Origin of the sequence: Shewanella sp. KJ2020 (assembly GCF_024197625.1) — a bacterium.
Lineage (GTDB): Bacteria > Pseudomonadota > Gammaproteobacteria > Enterobacterales > Shewanellaceae > Shewanella.
In genome coordinates this window covers 291,200-308,009 of the sequence record NZ_JAKUKD010000032.1, presented here as the reverse complement: position 1 = coordinate 308,009, position 16,810 = coordinate 291,200, and the positions used below count along the sequence as shown (strand labels likewise).

At 47.1% G+C, this 16,810-nt stretch carries 15 protein-coding genes; 6 read left to right on the top strand and 9 right to left on the bottom strand.

Annotation, left to right across the window (positions count from 1 at the left end):
• Positions 1-27 precede the first annotated feature (27 nt).
• The 4 genes from MJO46_RS19360 (at position 28) to MJO46_RS19345 (ending at position 7,133) form a co-directional block, all read left to right on the top strand.
• On the top strand, positions 28-3,261 hold the full coding sequence (locus MJO46_RS19360) for an efflux RND transporter permease subunit (RefSeq protein ID WP_253990714.1): 3,234 nt from the start codon (positions 28-30) through the stop codon (positions 3,259-3,261).
• Between the two features lie 42 nt (positions 3,262-3,303).
• Entirely contained in the window at positions 3,304-3,516 is a 213-nt protein-coding gene (locus tag MJO46_RS19355; protein ID WP_007649432.1) for a DUF2892 domain-containing protein, read from the top strand.
• Between the two features lie 19 nt (positions 3,517-3,535).
• Positions 3,536-3,949 (top strand): rhodanese-like domain-containing protein, encoded by a 414-nt coding sequence (locus MJO46_RS19350; RefSeq protein WP_253990713.1) that lies wholly within the window; start codon positions 3,536-3,538, stop codon positions 3,947-3,949.
• 739 nt (positions 3,950-4,688) lie between these two features.
• Positions 4,689-7,133: a S8 family serine peptidase gene (locus MJO46_RS19345; protein WP_253990712.1), complete on the top strand. Its 2,445-nt coding sequence runs from the start codon at positions 4,689-4,691 to the stop codon at positions 7,131-7,133.
• Positions 7,134-7,188: 55 nt separating this feature from the next.
• Here MJO46_RS19345 and MJO46_RS19340 read toward each other — a convergent pair whose 3' ends face one another.
• The 9 genes from MJO46_RS19340 to MJO46_RS19300 form a co-directional block, all read right to left on the bottom strand.
• Positions 7,189-7,734 (bottom strand): YaeQ family protein, encoded by a 546-nt coding sequence (locus MJO46_RS19340; protein WP_198780426.1) that lies wholly within the window; start codon positions 7,732-7,734, stop codon positions 7,189-7,191.
• Between the two features lie 104 nt (positions 7,735-7,838).
• Positions 7,839-8,750 (bottom strand): bifunctional precorrin-2 dehydrogenase/sirohydrochlorin ferrochelatase, encoded by a 912-nt coding sequence (locus tag MJO46_RS19335; RefSeq protein WP_253990711.1) that lies wholly within the window; start codon positions 8,748-8,750, stop codon positions 7,839-7,841.
• Between the two features lie 196 nt (positions 8,751-8,946).
• On the bottom strand, positions 8,947-9,264 hold the full coding sequence (locus tag MJO46_RS19330; RefSeq protein WP_253990710.1) for a DUF2007 domain-containing protein: 318 nt from the start codon (positions 9,262-9,264) through the stop codon (positions 8,947-8,949).
• Between the two features lie 236 nt (positions 9,265-9,500).
• Entirely contained in the window at positions 9,501-10,448 is a 948-nt protein-coding gene (gene secF / locus MJO46_RS19325; protein ID WP_253990709.1) for a protein translocase subunit SecF, read from the bottom strand.
• A 13-nt stretch (positions 10,449-10,461) separates the two neighbouring features.
• Positions 10,462-12,312 carry a protein translocase subunit SecD gene (gene secD, locus MJO46_RS19320; RefSeq protein ID WP_253990708.1) on the bottom strand — a complete coding sequence of 617 codons (1,851 nt, stop codon included), beginning with the start codon at positions 12,310-12,312 and terminating at the stop codon, positions 10,462-10,464.
• Between the two features lie 17 nt (positions 12,313-12,329).
• A complete protein-coding gene (gene yajC, locus MJO46_RS19315; protein ID WP_007649452.1) occupies positions 12,330-12,662 on the bottom strand; it encodes a preprotein translocase subunit YajC in 333 nt (110 codons plus the stop codon).
• 26 nt (positions 12,663-12,688) lie between these two features.
• Positions 12,689-13,813 (bottom strand): tRNA guanosine(34) transglycosylase Tgt, encoded by a 1,125-nt coding sequence (gene tgt, locus MJO46_RS19310; RefSeq protein ID WP_253990707.1) that lies wholly within the window; start codon positions 13,811-13,813, stop codon positions 12,689-12,691.
• 160 nt (positions 13,814-13,973) lie between these two features.
• Positions 13,974-15,011: a tRNA preQ1(34) S-adenosylmethionine ribosyltransferase-isomerase QueA gene (queA, locus tag MJO46_RS19305; protein WP_253990706.1), complete on the bottom strand. Its 1,038-nt coding sequence runs from the start codon at positions 15,009-15,011 to the stop codon at positions 13,974-13,976.
• Between the two features lie 64 nt (positions 15,012-15,075).
• Entirely contained in the window at positions 15,076-15,285 is a 210-nt protein-coding gene (locus MJO46_RS19300) for a hypothetical protein (RefSeq protein ID WP_253990705.1), read from the bottom strand.
• A 199-nt stretch (positions 15,286-15,484) separates the two neighbouring features.
• Here MJO46_RS19300 and MJO46_RS19295 point away from each other — a divergent pair, with 199 nt between their 5' ends.
• Entirely contained in the window at positions 15,485-16,114 is a 630-nt protein-coding gene (locus MJO46_RS19295) for an acyl carrier protein phosphodiesterase (RefSeq protein ID WP_253990704.1), read from the top strand.
• 140 nt (positions 16,115-16,254) lie between these two features.
• Positions 16,255-16,809, top strand: coding sequence for a protein disulfide oxidoreductase (locus MJO46_RS19290; protein ID WP_253990703.1), 555 nt, complete (start codon positions 16,255-16,257; stop codon positions 16,807-16,809).
• Position 16,810 lies beyond the last annotated feature (1 nt).

Sequence of the window (16,810 nt, the reverse complement as noted above, 5' to 3'; positions counted from 1 at the left end):
CGACGCAAGCTTTGTCGAGGTTGTTTTATGAAACATGATCCTGTACCACAGAACACACTTGGGATTTCGGGCCGAATTGCCGCGGCCTTCCAAAATAGCGCCATCACCCCGCTGCTCGCTCTACTCGGGTTGCTACTGGGACTATTTGCCATTCTCGTGACGCCAAAGGAAGAAGAACCGCAGATTGACGTCACCTTCGCCGACGTGTTTATCCCCTTTCCCGGCGCAACTCCCGCAGAGGTGGAAAATTTAGTGACTCTACCTGCGGAGCAAGTGATCTCCGAAATCAAAGGGATAGATACACTTTATTCGTTTTCCCAACCCGATGGTGCACTGATTATCGTCATCTTCGAGGTGGGTGTCGCTCGAAACGATGCCATTGTCAGCCTGTATAATCAGATTTATTCCAATATGGATAAACTGCCCCTAGGAGCTGGGGTTGGCGAACCCTTGATTAAGCCCCGCGGCATAGATGATGTCCCGATTGTTAGCTTAACCCTATGGTCAAAGGACCAGAAGGTTTCGGCCGAGCAGCTTACCCACGTTGCACTAGGTTTAGAGACCGAACTGAAGCGTATCCCCGGCTCGCGCGAGATCTACACCCTTGGCCAACATGAGATGGTAGCGAATGTGCGGATCGATCCCGCCAAAATGAACAGTTTCAATCTAACCTATGACAAGCTAAAACAAAGCCTAAACGACAATAACCATATTTCAATGCCCGCATCCCTAGTGCAGGGCAATCAGGAAATTAAAGTCCAAGCCGGGCAATTTCTGCAGTCTATCGATGATATCAAGCAACTGGTTGTCAGTATTTCACAGGATAAAAGCGGTAACACGATTCCAGTTTATTTAGCGGATATTGCCGATATCAGTTTAAAGAGTGATATCCCCAAGAAGAGTGTCTGGCACGCCGATAAAACCGATATTTATCCCGCAGTCACTATCGCTATAGGTAAACAGCCAGGGCAAAACGCCGTCGATATTGCCGATGCCGTGCGCGAGCGTATGGCACAGGTCGACAATGTGCTCATTCCTGATAATGTGGAAGTCACTGTATCGCGCAATTACGGTGAAACTGCGGCAGATAAATCCAATACATTGATGTTAAAGTTAATTTTTGCCACGACTGCCGTTGTAGTGCTGGTCTTCCTCACCATGGGAGCCCGGGAATCCTTAGTCGTTGGCGTGGCCATTATTATCACACTAGCGATCACCCTCTTTGCCTCTTGGGCCTGGGGATTCACCTTAAACCGCGTGTCACTTTTCGCCCTGATTTTCTCCATCGGTATCTTGGTCGACGATGCCATAGTCGTGGTAGAAAACATCCACAGACATATGGCCCTTGGCAAAAAATCCTTCAGCGAGCTTATCCCCGTGGCCGTCGATGAAGTGGGTGGCCCCACCATTCTAGCCACCTTTACCGTTATCGCGGCTTTACTACCTATGGCTTTCGTATCCGGCTTAATGGGGCCCTACATGAGCCCAATTCCCATTAATGCCAGTATGGGTATGCTCATTTCCCTCGCCGTCGCTTTTATCGTTACGCCATGGCTGAGTCGCAAACTGTTGAAGCATGAGCCCCATAATGACACTCATACGGTGCAAACCGATGAGGCAGAAAGCAAGATGGTGCGCCTCTTTAACCGTTTAATCGGCCCGTTTCTACTGGGTAAGAATGCCCGTAAGGCCAGAGTCGGTTTGGCCGCTGGGATATTTGTACTAATAGGTATCGCCGTTGCCCTGCCCGTAGGCCAGCTTGTGGTGCTTAAAATGCTGCCCTTCGATAACAAGTCGGAATTTCAAGTGATGGTGGATATGCCTGAGGGCACCCCCGTCGAACAGACACAAAGAGTGCTACAGGATTTAAGCCGTTATCTGGCGACAGTACCCGAGGTCGAGCACCTACAACTCTATGCGGGCACCAATGCACCGATGAACTTTAATGGCTTAGTGCGCCATTACTTCCTGCGTAACAGTCAGGAACTAGGTGATATTCAGGTCAATCTGGTGGATAAAAAACATAGGGACCGTGATAGCCACAGCATTGCCCTGTCTGTAAGGGAAGATCTACAACATATTGGCGCCCAATATAGAGCCAATATTAAAGTAGTTGAAGTGCCCCCAGGCCCACCCGTTTGGTCACCCATAGTCGCTGAAGTCTATGGTCCAAGCCCGGCTATCCGTGAGCAGGCGGCCTATGACATGCAGGCGCTATTTCACGAGACCAAAGATGTGGTCGATATCGATATCTTCCTGCCCGCAGCACAACAGAAATGGCAAGTGATGATCGACCGCAGTAAAGCCAGCCTGATGGCTGTGCCCTACAGCAATATTGTCGATTTGATCGCGACCTCGGTTGGTGGCAAAGATGTGAGCTATTTACATCAAGTCCAACAGAAGCAACCTGTGCCCATTCGCTTACAACTTAAAGAAGGCGCTAAGGCCGATTTAGAACAAGTACTAAACCTGAAGCTGCAAAGCCAAACCGGGCAATCAGTGCCAGTCTCTGAGCTAGTGACGATTAAGCGCGGCAAGATAGATGCCCCTATTATCCATAAAAACATGATCCCTATGGTGATGGTCGTCGCCGACATGTCAGGGCCACTGGACAGCCCACTCTACGGCATGTTCGATATGGCGGGCAAAATCGATGGTGCCGATGGTTTAGGTTTTGATCAACATTATATCCATCAACCCACAGGACTCGACTCAGTCGCCGTGCTCTGGGATGGCGAATGGAAGATCACCTACGAAACCTTTAGGGATATGGGCATCGCCTATGCCGTTGGCATGATAGCGATTTATTTACTGGTGGTAGCTCAGTTTAGATCCTATCTGGTGCCGCTTATTATCATGGCGCCTATTCCACTGACAGTGATTGGTGTGATGCCAGGCCATGCCCTGCTCGGAGCCCAGTTCACTGCGACGTCTATGATAGGCATGATAGCGTTAGCGGGGATCATTGTGCGTAACTCGATATTATTAGTGGATTTTATCAATCAAGAAACCGCATCCGGCGTGCCCTTTGAGCGGGCGGTGATCCACTCGGGTGCCGTGCGGGCAAAACCCATTATGCTTACCGCTTTAGCGGCCATGATAGGAGCCCTATTTATTTTGGATGATCCGATTTTCAATGGACTTGCGATCAGTTTGATTTTCGGGATTTTTATCTCGACGCTGCTGACTTTAGTCGTGATCCCAGTGCTGTATTACGCGGCCATGAAAAACCGCATAAACTTAACTCAAGCATCCAATTAATCACACAATTGGCAGCCATAGCGCTGCCTCAAGGAGCAAGGTATGTCTTTAGAACGCAGTATTATGGCTTTTGCAGGATTTATGGTGTTACTGTCTTTGGTGTTAACCGCCTTAGTACATCATAACTTTGTCTGGTTAACGGCCTTTGTTGGCGCTAACCTATTCCAGAGCGCATTCACAGGCTTCTGTCCCGCCGCCATGGTTTTACGTAAATTGGGAATAAAATCAGAAGCTGAGATTGCAAAACAAAGTTAATCCTTCAAGGAGAGATAAAGTGATTCACAATGTACTGTTACGCGGTGAAAGTATGCTGCGCCTTGCTCTGTTTTGCCTGCTATCACTGGTACTCATGCCACTGCTAGTGCCAACGATGGCAAATGCCGCCGAGCAAGATGCAGCAATCGCTTGGGATAAAATTGCCGCTGGTGCTATGGTCGTCGATGTCAGAACACCCGAAGAATTCGCCGAAGGTCATTTAACCAATGCGGTGAATATTCCCTTCGAGCAAGTAGCAGAGGAATTTGCCAAGCGTGGTATAGCCAAAGATGCGCCAGTCGTCTTGTATTGCCGCAGTGGTCGCCGAAGCAGCATAGCAATAGAGGCTCTAGTCGCCGCCGGGTATACTCAAACCCATAATGCTGGCGGCTATCAAAGCTTAATCGAGGCGCAAAAAACACCCACTAAGTAAGAAGGCCACCGAATAAATTCTGGTTTAAAGTGGGATGTGGGGCATAAAGAAACGCTATAAATCGCTTCGCACTTTCACCCTGCCAGAATAATTCAAGCTTTACCCGCAAAAAGCGCCCAATGGCGCTTTTTTATTGCCTAAATGAAGCAAAACGCCGGATAGCACTCTGCATCCTCCTTATCAGTCACGCCTCACCTTATTCACTGCCTTAAATACCCACGTCAAGGGACATCTCAGCAATTTGTGCCAGAGGCTTATCATCAGCGGCTAAAGATCGTCAACGAATTGGCAACTGCCACCCCATTGACAGCGCTTTGCAACAATTTCGCATAATCAATCACTTGAGAAAAATTCACTCGAATACTTAAGATTAAACATTATAAATTAATATTTTTAATTCCAAAAAAATATATACATGAATTTCAAAAAGATAAACAAGACAACCACAACCTTTGGTATTAAGAATTTGGATAAATTCGCTTTAATTTATTCATTTTTTCCACATAAAAAAACATCATTTTAGCATCAAATTCGTTACAGTTTGTTACATATTGAATCTTTATTCAATTTTACCGCTTAAAAATCAAAAAAATTTACCAACCACTATACTGTTAACAATTAATTTACAACACCCACATCCGAAGATAAATTCACTAACCGAGTAACGTCTAAGTCGTAGTTATTCTTTAAAAACACAAAATAATAATGATTAACACTAAATTGACCATGGAAGAAATACATGACAATCAACAGAACCGCAAAAATAGCGTTAAGCCTATCAAGCTTAGCTATTGCAATTTCAGCCGGAGTACAAGCTGCGCCCCAAGCGCCCGGCTTTGCTGCAGCGATGCAGGCACAGACCTCTCCCCTGCCAAAACGCTACATAGTTAAATTTAAAAATGCCGATGCGGCAGTAATGTCTACTGACAATCTGCAAGCAACCGATGACACGCAAGCAAATGCACTCTCCACCTCGATGAATGATCAACCACAGGCGGCAGAAGTCAGTGCGCAGCATAGTGTACTCAATAAAGTTCAAGCAAAAGAAATGAAGCGTATTGGCCGCAGTAACAGCTACTCGGTCAAACTCGATGCCAAGGGCATTAAAGCGTTAAAGTCCCGTGCCGATGTGGAATATGTTGAAGAAGACATGCCACGCCGCTTACTCAGTGAAAGCACGCCTTGGGGTCAAACCTTTGTCGGTGCGACTCAGTTAAGCGATAGCCAAGCGGGTAACCGTACTATCTGTATTATCGATTCGGGCTACGACCGTGGCCACAGCGAGTTGAGTGGCAACAATGTCACAGGCACCAATAACTCAGGCACAGGTAACTGGTTTGAGCCTGGCAATAACAACGCCCACGGAACCCACGTTGCGGGCACGATTGCGGCGATTGCCAATGATGATGGCGTGATCGGCGTCATGCCAAATCAAAATGCCAATATTCATGTGGTGAAAGTGTTTAACGAAGCGGGCTGGGGTTATTCTTCATCCTTAGTCGCCGCGGTAGACACTTGCGTTGCCAACGGCGCCAATGTTGTCACTATGAGTTTAGGCGGTTCGGGTTCAAGCACCACCGAGCGTAATGCTCTGGCTGCCCACTATAATAATGGCGTGCTCTTGATTGCCGCTGCGGGTAACGCAGGTGATAGCACTCACAGCTATCCAGCATCCTACGATGGCGTGATGTCTGTTGCCTCAGTGGATAACCATAAAGACCATTCAGCGTTCTCCCAATACACCAACCAAGTGGAAATATCTGGTCCAGGTGAAGCCATCCTATCCACAGTCACCCGTGGCGAAGGCCGTTTAGCCGATATCACTATCGGTGGTCAGTCTTACTTTGATTCAGGTGTTGTACCGCATAATCGCCTTATTTCATCGGGCGGCAACTATGTGCCCGCACCATTCAACGGTACGACCACAGCTACACTGGCGGAATGTACCGTTAGCGGCACTAGCTTCAATTGCGGCAGCATGACCAACAAAGTCTGTTTAGTAGAACGTGTGGGTAATCAAGGCACTAGCTACCCTGAAATTAACGCTGTGAAGGCCTGTAAAAATGCGGGCGCCAGTGCGGTGATTGTTTACAGTAACGTGGCATTACCTGGTTTACAAAACCCCTTCCTTGTTGATGCCAACAATGAAGCCAATTTAGTGTCGGTATCAGTGGATCGCGCAACAGGTTTAGCACTGCGTAATCAAATTGGTGCCAGTGTCACAGTGAGTAATCAAGGCAATAAAGATTACGAGTACTACAACGGCACTTCGATGGCGACGCCACATGTGTCGGGTGTTGCCACCTTAGTGTGGAGCTATCACCCAGAGTGTAGTGCGGCGCAAGTCCGTAACGCATTGAAAATGACGGCAGAAGATCTCGGTACTGCGGGTCGTGACAATTACTATGGTTACGGTTTAGTCAATGCCGTTGCCGCGAAAACCTTCTTAGATGCGTCTTGTGATGGTCCAACCGATCCTGTCGACCCAACACCTACCGACGGTGTGTTGGTTAACGGTGTCGCTAAAACGGGCTTAACTGGCGCAGCGAGTGAAGAACTGCACTTCTCCTTTGACGTGCCACAAGGTGCGACAAACTTAGGTTTTGTGATGAACGGCGGCACAGGCGATGCAGACCTGTATGTGCAATATGGCGCAGCACCAACAACCTCGAACTACGATTGCCGTCCATATAAAAGTGGCAATAGCGAGTCTTGCCCTATAACCAACGTACAATCAGGTACTTACTACGCAATGGTGAAAGGTTATTCAACCTTTAGTGGTGTGTCATTAACGGCAAGTTACACTGCATCAACTGGCGGTAGCACACCTCCAACGACACCAACCGACTATATCAACGCTGACAATTACAATATCCCTGATAATAAAACAACAGGGATCACTAGCCCAATTACCGTCACTCGCACAGGTAATTCTGGCACTGTGACTGCGGTAGTGAACATAGTTCACCCTTATATCGGTGACTTAAAAGTGCAGTTAGTCAGTCCAACGGGTCAAATCGCCACACTGCACAGCAATAGTGGTGGCAGTGCTGACAATATCAATAAGAGCTATACCGTTGATATGACGGGTGTTGAGTCAAGCGGTGTATGGATGTTGAAAGCCGTAGATAGCGGCCGTAGTGACATTGGCTATATCGATAGCTGGGAACTGAAATTCCAATAATCTTTCAATGAAAAGACCAGAGCCTGCAATTGCAGGCTCTTTTTTATAGGATGTATTATTGAATATCTTTGAGAATTTCGGGTTCAACCAACACGCTGTTGTTATTATCCGAAAGCCAGATTTGCCCTTCACTGATAGACACCTGCAGCGCCATAGTGCGGCTAACCAGCGCCTCCATTGCGGACACCGACTCTTCGGCAATATTCCACACCTTAAGATTTTGATAGCGCTCTAATGCTTGCTGATTCTGCTTCCACCAAATGGGCACACTACGGCCGCCATAGGCGAAGAGTTGTACCGCTTTGGCGCGGCCACTGGCTTTTCTGAGCCATTTTTCATCGGCTTGGCCAAACTCAACCCAAAGATCAATTTCACCGGATAAGGCCTTGTCCCAAAGTTCGGGCTCATCATCGACACACAGACCTTTACTGAACGCTAAGGTGGCACTGGCATTGATAATAAAAGCGAGTAAACGCACCATCATGCGGCCATCGGTTTCAGATGGATGCTGGGCCAGTGTCAATTGGTGATCCTGGTAATAACCACGGTCCATATCGGCGATCTGAAGGTTGACCTTAAATACGGTCGCTTTGAGGGCCATAGTAAATCCTGAATGCAGAGGTATGCCTGAAATAAGGCTGCGAGTCTACCCCAGACTCGCCCTCAGCTCAAACGAACAATAGGCTATGCCCAATGAAATAGAATTTAAATCGCGCCGGGGCGTAAATGCTTAGCCATCGGAAAATGGGCTTTTAACTGATTAATTTTGGGCGTATCGGCTACCAGTAACAAACGCATCCCCTGATCATACGCTTTGCTCACTTCGCTAAGGGCGGGCAATTCAGCGCGGTTGGCATCCCGGCGCACCATCTCAGTGAGTTCTGTACTCAATTTATCCTGACTATAAATGCAATCGAGACGCTGCAATAAGGGCATAGCCGCAAGTGGTAATAAATCCACTTGGGTCGAATCGTCGAGCAACAGGATCTCGCCGCGACTCACTAGGCTATCAAAGGCATTCTGGTAATGCTCTAAGGTACGGTTATCGAAACGGTCGCCATTGGTATCGAAAAAACGCTCCCAAAATAAGCGACGCTTAGAGGTAGAATCGAGTTTATCTTGCACTTCAACGCGTCTATCGGCGACAAAGTCAAACAAAGGTTTAAGGGATTGCGGCAGGCTAGCCTCTAGACGAGAGCGAATCGTGCGAGCAAATACTGGCGCTGCACCCGCGGTACTGATCGCCACCACTAAGCGGCCACGATCGACAATAGAAGGTGTGATAAAGCGGCAAAAGGCAGGATTATCAACCGCATTCACCCAAATTCCCCGCGCGGTGGCGAGGGTCGCCAACTCGGCATTAAGGTCATCGTTTGCGGTGGCAAGATACACTAGATCGTAATTTTGAATATCGGCATGAACCACTTCCCGTACGGATAACAAAATGCGGCCCGCATCGGCATAATGCCGTACTTCGGTATTCACTTGCGGCGCGATCACATGGATATTCGCCTCGGTTCGCGTCAATAGTGCCAGCTTACGACTGGCGACATCTCCCGCCCCAACGAGCAACACATTGAGATTAACGGTATCGATAAACAAGGGGAAATATTGCATTAATGGGATCCTAAATCCGTCATGATCTTAATCTTAAACAACCGAGGCATATTTTAATCGGGATACCGACTCTCCTCTATGTTCAAGTTAATCATACCGCGATTCATATGCTTAGCCCCAGACAAATGATCAGCAAGCCGCTCTTCCCGCATATAGATAACCACCACAGGTTCATCGACTCGATAAATAACTGGGGTTAATTATGGCTCTCGCTACGCTCAGAGCTGCATTGCCAGCATAACTCAAAATTGCCTTCGTTAAGCTCATGGCATTGTACACATTGCCACTGGGGGCTGACCACATCCAAGGCACTTAGCTGCGCCTGTGCTTTGGCCAATTGTGACTCAGCGACCCATAGTTCCACATTGTGCAGATCAGCGGGTAATTCCCCCACACCACCTAATAATGCCTCACCACGTAACTCGACATGAATACCACAGGCCTCTAACAACCCTTTCCATGTGTGGGCCTGCAATAAATTACCACCAGCGACTAAATTCTTACGTTCTACCATGCGACATCCTACGGCTACAACTCTCTAGAATATGGGGTTGCCGACATCCTACTGCTAAATACTTGAGCCTGTCGAGCGCTGTTTTTTACACCAGTTGTTAATCTAGTTAACATTTACCTTTTACAGCATTAGTGACTATAACTTTGTGAGTTTGCTAGCAGAATGTTGGATGCGGCTCAAAATTGAAGCAAAAAAAAAGCCACCTTGTCGGTGGCTTTTTAACGTTAATATCACAGTTAAGGCATCATAGAAGGTTGGTCAGCACCTTCTTTCTCAATTTCAACTGGCATCATGTGTTCACGCTTGATACCCAGTTTAATGGCAAGATAAGTTGCAACATAAACCGAAGAATAAGTACCCACACTAATACCCAGTAATAGTGCCGCCGCAAAACCATGGATCATTGAACCACCACTTAAGAACAGCGCGACCACCACAACTAAAGTAGTCCCCATAGTAATAATGGTACGGCTCATTGTTTGGGTAATAGAGACGTTGACAACCTCTTCAGGCTCACTTTTTCTCATTTTCAGAAAGTTTTCACGTACTCGGTCAAACACTACAATAGTATCGTTTAACGAATAACCAACCACGGTTAATACCCCGGCTAACACAGTTAAATCAAACTCCATTTGCAAGAGTGAAAACACACCTAAAGTCACAATTACATCATGGGCTAACGCTGCGACGGCTCCGGTGGCAAAACGCCACTCAAAGCGGAATGCGATGTAGATCATGATGCATATTAACGCGACTAAAACTGCTAAACCGCCTTGTTCTGCCAGTTCTTTACCTACTTGTGGCCCAACAAACTCAACTCGTTTTTGCACAACATTAGGATCTAATAGCTTGGCAAAATTAATGACATCAGCAACTTGAACATCACTGCCAATCCCTTCTTTCACAGGAAGGCGCACTAACACATCACGGCTCGAACCATAATTTTGCACCACAGCACTACTGGTTTCAGGTGTTATTAACTGGGAACGAAATTTATTTAAGTCAACTGGGGTAGAAAATGACATTTCCACCACAGTACCACCAGTAAAATCTAAGCCCCAATTCAGACCTTTAGTCGCCAGTAGAACGATGGAGCAAAGCACTAACACGGCTGACATGATACTGACCGGTAATGCATGCTTAAGGAAGTTTACCGTTCGTTTTAAAGATAAGATCTCTAACATGATTAAAGCTTCCTTATATCGACAGATTCTGAACGCGCTTGCCACCCCAAACCGCATTCACTATCGCTCGGGTTCCAACAATTGCGGTAAACATGGAAGTCGCAATACCTATCATCAGGGTCACAGCAAAACCTTTAACCGCACCAGTACCGACTGCAAAAAGGATTAGCGCGGTGATAAAGGTAGTGATGTTAGAATCAGCAATAGATGAAAAGGCATTACCATAACCTTCTTGAATCGCCTGCTGCACACTGCGTCCGGCTCGAAGTTCTTCACGGATACGCTCATAGATCAACACGTTACCATCAACAGCCATACCAATCGTTAATACCATACCAGCAATACCTGGCAAGGTAAGAACCGCGCCAGGGATCATTGACATCACCCCTACAATCATCACAAGGTTCATGGTCAAGGCTATATTGGCAATTAAACCAAAAGCACGGTAGTAAATCACCATAAAGAGCACGACAGCTCCCATACTCCAGAGCATGGCTTTGATACCGCTATTGATATTTTCAGCCCCAAGGCTTGGGCCAATAGTCCTTTCTTCAACAATAGTCACAGGTGCGATAAGTGCACCAGCACGAAGTAAAAGTGCAAGATTTTGCGCTTCACCATGGCTTAAGCCAGTGATCACAAAGTTACGACCTAAACGTGCTTGAATGGTCGCCACCGAAATCACTTCTTCGATTTTCAGCATCTTCACGCTGCCATCGGCATTGCGCTCACCACTGTCTTTATATTCGATGAACAAAGTCGCCATAGGCTTGCCTATATTGTCTTTGGTCACGTCAGAGAAAATGGTGCCACCTTTAGCATCTAAGTTAATGCTCACCTGCGGACGGCTGTATTGGTCAAAGCTAGGTTGCGCGCCGGTAATATGGTCCCCGGTCAGCATCACCTCTTTCTTCAATATCACAGTGCCACCTTCGCGGCGCTGATACACCTCAGACCCCGCAGATAGGCGTCCTGACTGTGCCGCATTCGGATCGGCCTTGTCATCCACCATGTGGAATTCAATCGATGCGGTAGCCCCTAAGATTTCCTTAGCGCGAGCCGTATCTTGCACCCCTGGCAACTCAACGATAATGCGCTCGGCACCTTGGCGTTGTACCACAGGCTCAGATACCCCTAGCTCATTTACCCGATTGCGAATGGTAGTAATGTTTTGTTGCAGTGCTTCTTCTTTAACCTGCTTGAGATAGGCTTCGCTCATCACCGCTTGCAGGGCGAAATCTTCACCTTTGCTCACATCACTGAACACCATATCGTTACTGCGAGATTTTAAGAAACGTTCGGCACTGGCTACACTTTCAGCATCACGGAATTTAATTTCAATCCCAGTGGCATTAACACGGATACCAGCATAGCGAATTTTTTCTTCACGAAGCTGTGAACGGAAATCAGCAACCTTGGCTTCTTCCATCTTGCGGATGGCTTCGCCCATGTCCACTTCCATCAGGAAATGCACACCGCCGCGAAGGTCAAGACCGAGTTTCATTGGGGTGCCGCCCATGGATTCGAGCCATTTAGGCGTTGCAGGAGCTAAGTTAAGTGCCACGGTAAACTTGTCACCTAAACTTTCGGCAATCACTTCTTTAGCCAGTAGCTGTTGACCCGCGTTTTGCAAACGGATCAACAACTGACCTTTTTCAAGCTCAGAGCGCTTTACCGCAATGCCCTTACTGACTAACAGTTCGTTCACACTGGCTTGGGTAGATGCTGTGACTTCAGCACCTCGAGTCGCCACCACTTGCACCGCATGATCCTCACCAAACAGGTTAGGTACGGCATAGAAACAACCTATGGAGATGACGAGCATCACCATAATGTTTTTCCACATTGGGTATTTATTTAACACGCCTGAGCCCTCTTGGCTTACAACGACTGGATAGAGCCCTTAGGCAATACAGCTGCAATATAGTCTTTTTTGATCGTGATTTGGGTCGTGTCGTTTAAGCTCAGTAACACGTAATCACTTTCATCACTGATTTTTGCAATCTTGCCTAAAATTCCGCCGCTGGTCAGCACTTCATCACCTTTACCTAATGATGACATTAGATTTTTGTGCTCTTTAACGCGTTTTGATTGCGGACGGAAAATCATGAAATAGAAAATCAAGCCGAAAATCGCCAGCATGAAAATCAGTTCCATAGTACCGCCACCCTGTGGTGCACCAGCTGCGCTTGCATATGCATTTGAAATAAACATAGTTTTCTCTTCTTATTAGCAAAAAATCAATCAACTAACTCTGGTACTTCACGACCTTGACTGGTATAGAAGTCCTTCACAAAGGCGTCTAATGTACCTGTCTCAATCGCACCACGCAAACCTTCCATTAACATTTGATAGTATCTCAAGTTGTGAATGGTGTTTAAACGCGCACCCAGAATCTCATTACAACGATCTAAGTGGTAAAGGTATGCCCGTGAATAGTTTTTACAGGTATAACAATCACACTTAGGATCGAGCGGTGAAGTGTCATCACGATGCCGCGCATTGCGGATCTTAATCACGCCTTCACTGGTAAACAGATGACCGTTGCGGGCGTTACGGGTTGGCATCACACAATCAAACATATCGATACCGCGGCGCACACCTTCAACTAAATCCTCTGGTTTACCGACCCCCATCAGATAGCGAGGTTTATCCGCAGGAATTTGCGGGCAGATATGCTCAAGAATGCGGTGCATATCTTCCTTTGGCTCTCCTACGGCCAAACCACCGACGGCGTAACCGTCGAAACCTATATCGACTAAGCCTTTTAAGCTTTCGTCGCGTAAATCTTCATACACACCACCCTGGATAATGCCAAATAAAGAATTGGGGTTTTCCAGACGGTCAAATTCGTCACGGGAACGTTTAGCCCAGCGCAGTGACATCTGCATGGACTTGCGCGCTTCATCTTCAGTCGCAGGATACGGGGTACATTCGTCAAAAATCATCACCACATCACTGCCCAATGCATCTTGAATTTGCATTGATTTTTCAGGATCTAAGAAGATTTTCTCACCATTGATGGGCGAGCGGAAATGCACACCTTCTTCGGTAATTTTACGAATATCACCAAGACTAAAGACTTGGAAACCGCCCGAGTCAGTTAAAATGGGGCGCTGCCAGTTCATAAAATCATGTAAGTCACCGTGCTTACGCATGATTTCTTCGCCTGGACGCAACCATAAATGGAAAGTGTTACCGAGCAGAATATCGGCGCCAGTGGCACGCACTTCTTCTGGCGTCATCCCCTTTACCGTGCCGTAAGTACCTACAGGCATAAATGCGGGGGTTTCTACTGTGCCACGGTCAAAAATCAACCGACCACGGCGCGCACGGCCGTCGGTAGTATCTAATTCAAATTTCATAATTCACCTCGCCAGATAAACAGTCTGACTACATTTTTAATGGCTAATGCCATTTTGATTAACAATAGAGATGGGGACCGCCCTAAAAGGTTCAACCTTTAAGGGTAAAAAAATGCCGCACAACGCAATTTGGGCGGCCATTTTAAAACAAAATCTTGCTCTAGTGGGCTTTTTTCGTCACAAACATGGCATCGCCATAGCTAAAAAAGCGATATTTTTCCGTGATGGCATGGCGATAAGCCGTCATCACATGGTCAAAACCCGCAAAGGCACTGACTAGCATGATCAGCGTCGATTCAGGTAGATGAAAGTTTGTCACCATGGCATCGACCACTTGGAATTGATAACCAGGATAAATAAAGATATCGGTATCGCCACTAAAGGCTTTAAGCTCACCCTGGCTGGCGCGCGCCGCACTCTCTAAGGAGCGCACCGACGTCGTACCAACGGCAACCACACGTTTACCCACCGCTTTGGTTTTAGCAATTAAATCCACCACATCCTGCGGCACATTGGCCCACTCTGAATGCATCTTGTGTTCAAGAATGGTATCGACGCGCACGGGTTGGAAAGTACCAGCACCCACATGCAAGGTCACAAAGGCAATATTCACCCCCTTGGCTTTTAACGCCTCGAGCATGGCATCGTCAAAGTGTAATCCTGCCGTTGGCGCGGCGACCGCCCCCGGGTTTTGGTTATATACCGTTTGATAACGCTCTTTATCGGCATCTTCATCGGGTCTATCAATATAAGGCGGTAGAGGCATATGCCCGACCGCTTCGAGCACTTCTAGAATGGTCAACTCGGATAACAACTCAAGTTCAAACAAGGTATCGTGACGGGCGAGCATCTTCATTTGATAACCGCCATCGAGCAGAATTAACGAATCCACTTTAGGGGATTTAGAGCTGCGGACATGGGCGAGGATGCGCTTATCATCGAGCATACGCTCAACTAAAATCTCTAATTTGCCGCCGCTGGCTTTTTGGCCGAACAGGCGCGCAGGGATGACTCGGGTATTATTGAACACCATTAAATCGCCGGGATTTATCATTCCCAGCAGATCGGTAAACTGTTTATCAGCGAGCGCACCGGTGTTGCCATCTAAGGTTAACAGACGTGACGCATTACGCTGCGCCATAGGATAACGAGCGATCAGCTCATCGGGAAGATCGAAGGAAAAGTCTGCAACACGCATGGATTGGCCTCTACATAGCTTAGAACGGCGGCTAGTCTATGGTTAGAGGCCAAGAATATCAAGATTACTTGTTATCCAGATGCACTTCTTGCGCTGAGTTCTGATCATCTAAGCCCGTCAATTCTAATGCATCGTCGTTGTCGAACTTAGTTCGATGACGAGCAAAATTATCCAGACTAAAACGGTGTTGTTCATAGGGAATATCGACAAGCACTTTCTTGCGCTTGGAACGCTCGTCTTTACCGAGCATTTTGATGAACCAGTTCCACATCATCCATGATCCTAAAAGGTTGTTGGTTTGATACCAGATTAACAAGCCACGCAATTCCAGTGTCCACATTGGAATGCTAAGCTATCTGGCTAAATAATTTGCTCACTAAATATAAAAAAGCACCGCATTTTTGCCTATTGCGCTTTCCTAAGCGCGCCCGCACATGATACCGTGGGTAGACGCGATTAACCAAGCACAAAAAATGAACCTTCTTACGCACTTACATCTCGCCGATATTAGCAAAACCCATCTCGCCGCAAATCTCGCCGGCAACTATATTACTGCACCTATTGCCGACGCACCCGCACCATTGCGCCAGGGCTTATGGCTAAGTCAGGAAATAAATGCCCTTTGTGCCAGTCATGAACTCACCCAAGAATTACTTGAGTTATTTCCTGCGCAGTTAAAAATCATAGCAGCGGATCTCATGTTTGTAAGCTTCGATCATTATTTAGCCTACTACTGGGAAGAATACCATCCCGAGACGCTACAGAATTTTAGTTTAAAAGCCTACAACGAGCTGGATATTTTTGCATCACAGGCCAGCGATGCCTACCATCCACAGCCACTCCTAAGCCTAGTTGCCGACATGCGCCGCGAGGATTGGTTAAACAGCTATGCTACGCCTAAAGGCATACAACAGGCATTAACACAAAGGGCAAAGAATCACCCACAAAGCGCCTTGTTTAAAGGGACGGAAAAGACTTTAGCCAAGATGCAGATTGAGACAGAAACCGCATTTCGCACCTTTTATCCGCAATTGATGGCCTATACCCGTATTTGGAGCCGCAAAACTCCGATTAACTATTTACCAAATGAGTTAGCGGAATAAATTACCCGACTGATTGACTGTAATAATTTAGCACAATGCTCTAACCAAATGACTTAACTCAGTTATCAATCCTTTTTTAAGCTTAGGAGCTTAAACTCACCGCTTTGCGATAACGTATACAAACCTAGGATAATACTCCCGTGACGCCTACAAACCCAACGGCCAAGCCATCTCATCCCCAAGGTTGGCGCCAAAAGCTGCGCAGTCCGCAATTTTGGCTCAAACAGTGTAGGGATCTCGCCATCATGGCGCTGGTACTCTATGGCGTTAGCCTCTATTTGCAACGGGATATGATCACAGGCCAAGCACCAGCATTAAGTGGTATCACCATTGATGGTAGCCAGCTTGCGCTTAATGCCGCCAAGACTGAGCCCACGTTAGTGTATTTTTGGGGAACCTGGTGCCCAGTGTGCCGAGTCACCTCACCAATGGTTGAAACCGTTGCTCAAGATCATCGGGTGATTTCAGTCGCAGCCGCTTCTGGCAGCGATAGCGATATTCAGACCTATATGAACGAACATCAATATCACTTCCCGGTGTTTAACGATGACAGCGGCGAACAAAGTGCCAACTGGGGTGCAATAGCGTTTCCCGCCATTTATATTATCGATACTCAAGGTAACATTCGTTATGTTACCTCTGGAGCCACGTCTTCCTGGGGCATGAAATTCAGATTGTGGTTGGCACAGTTTTAAT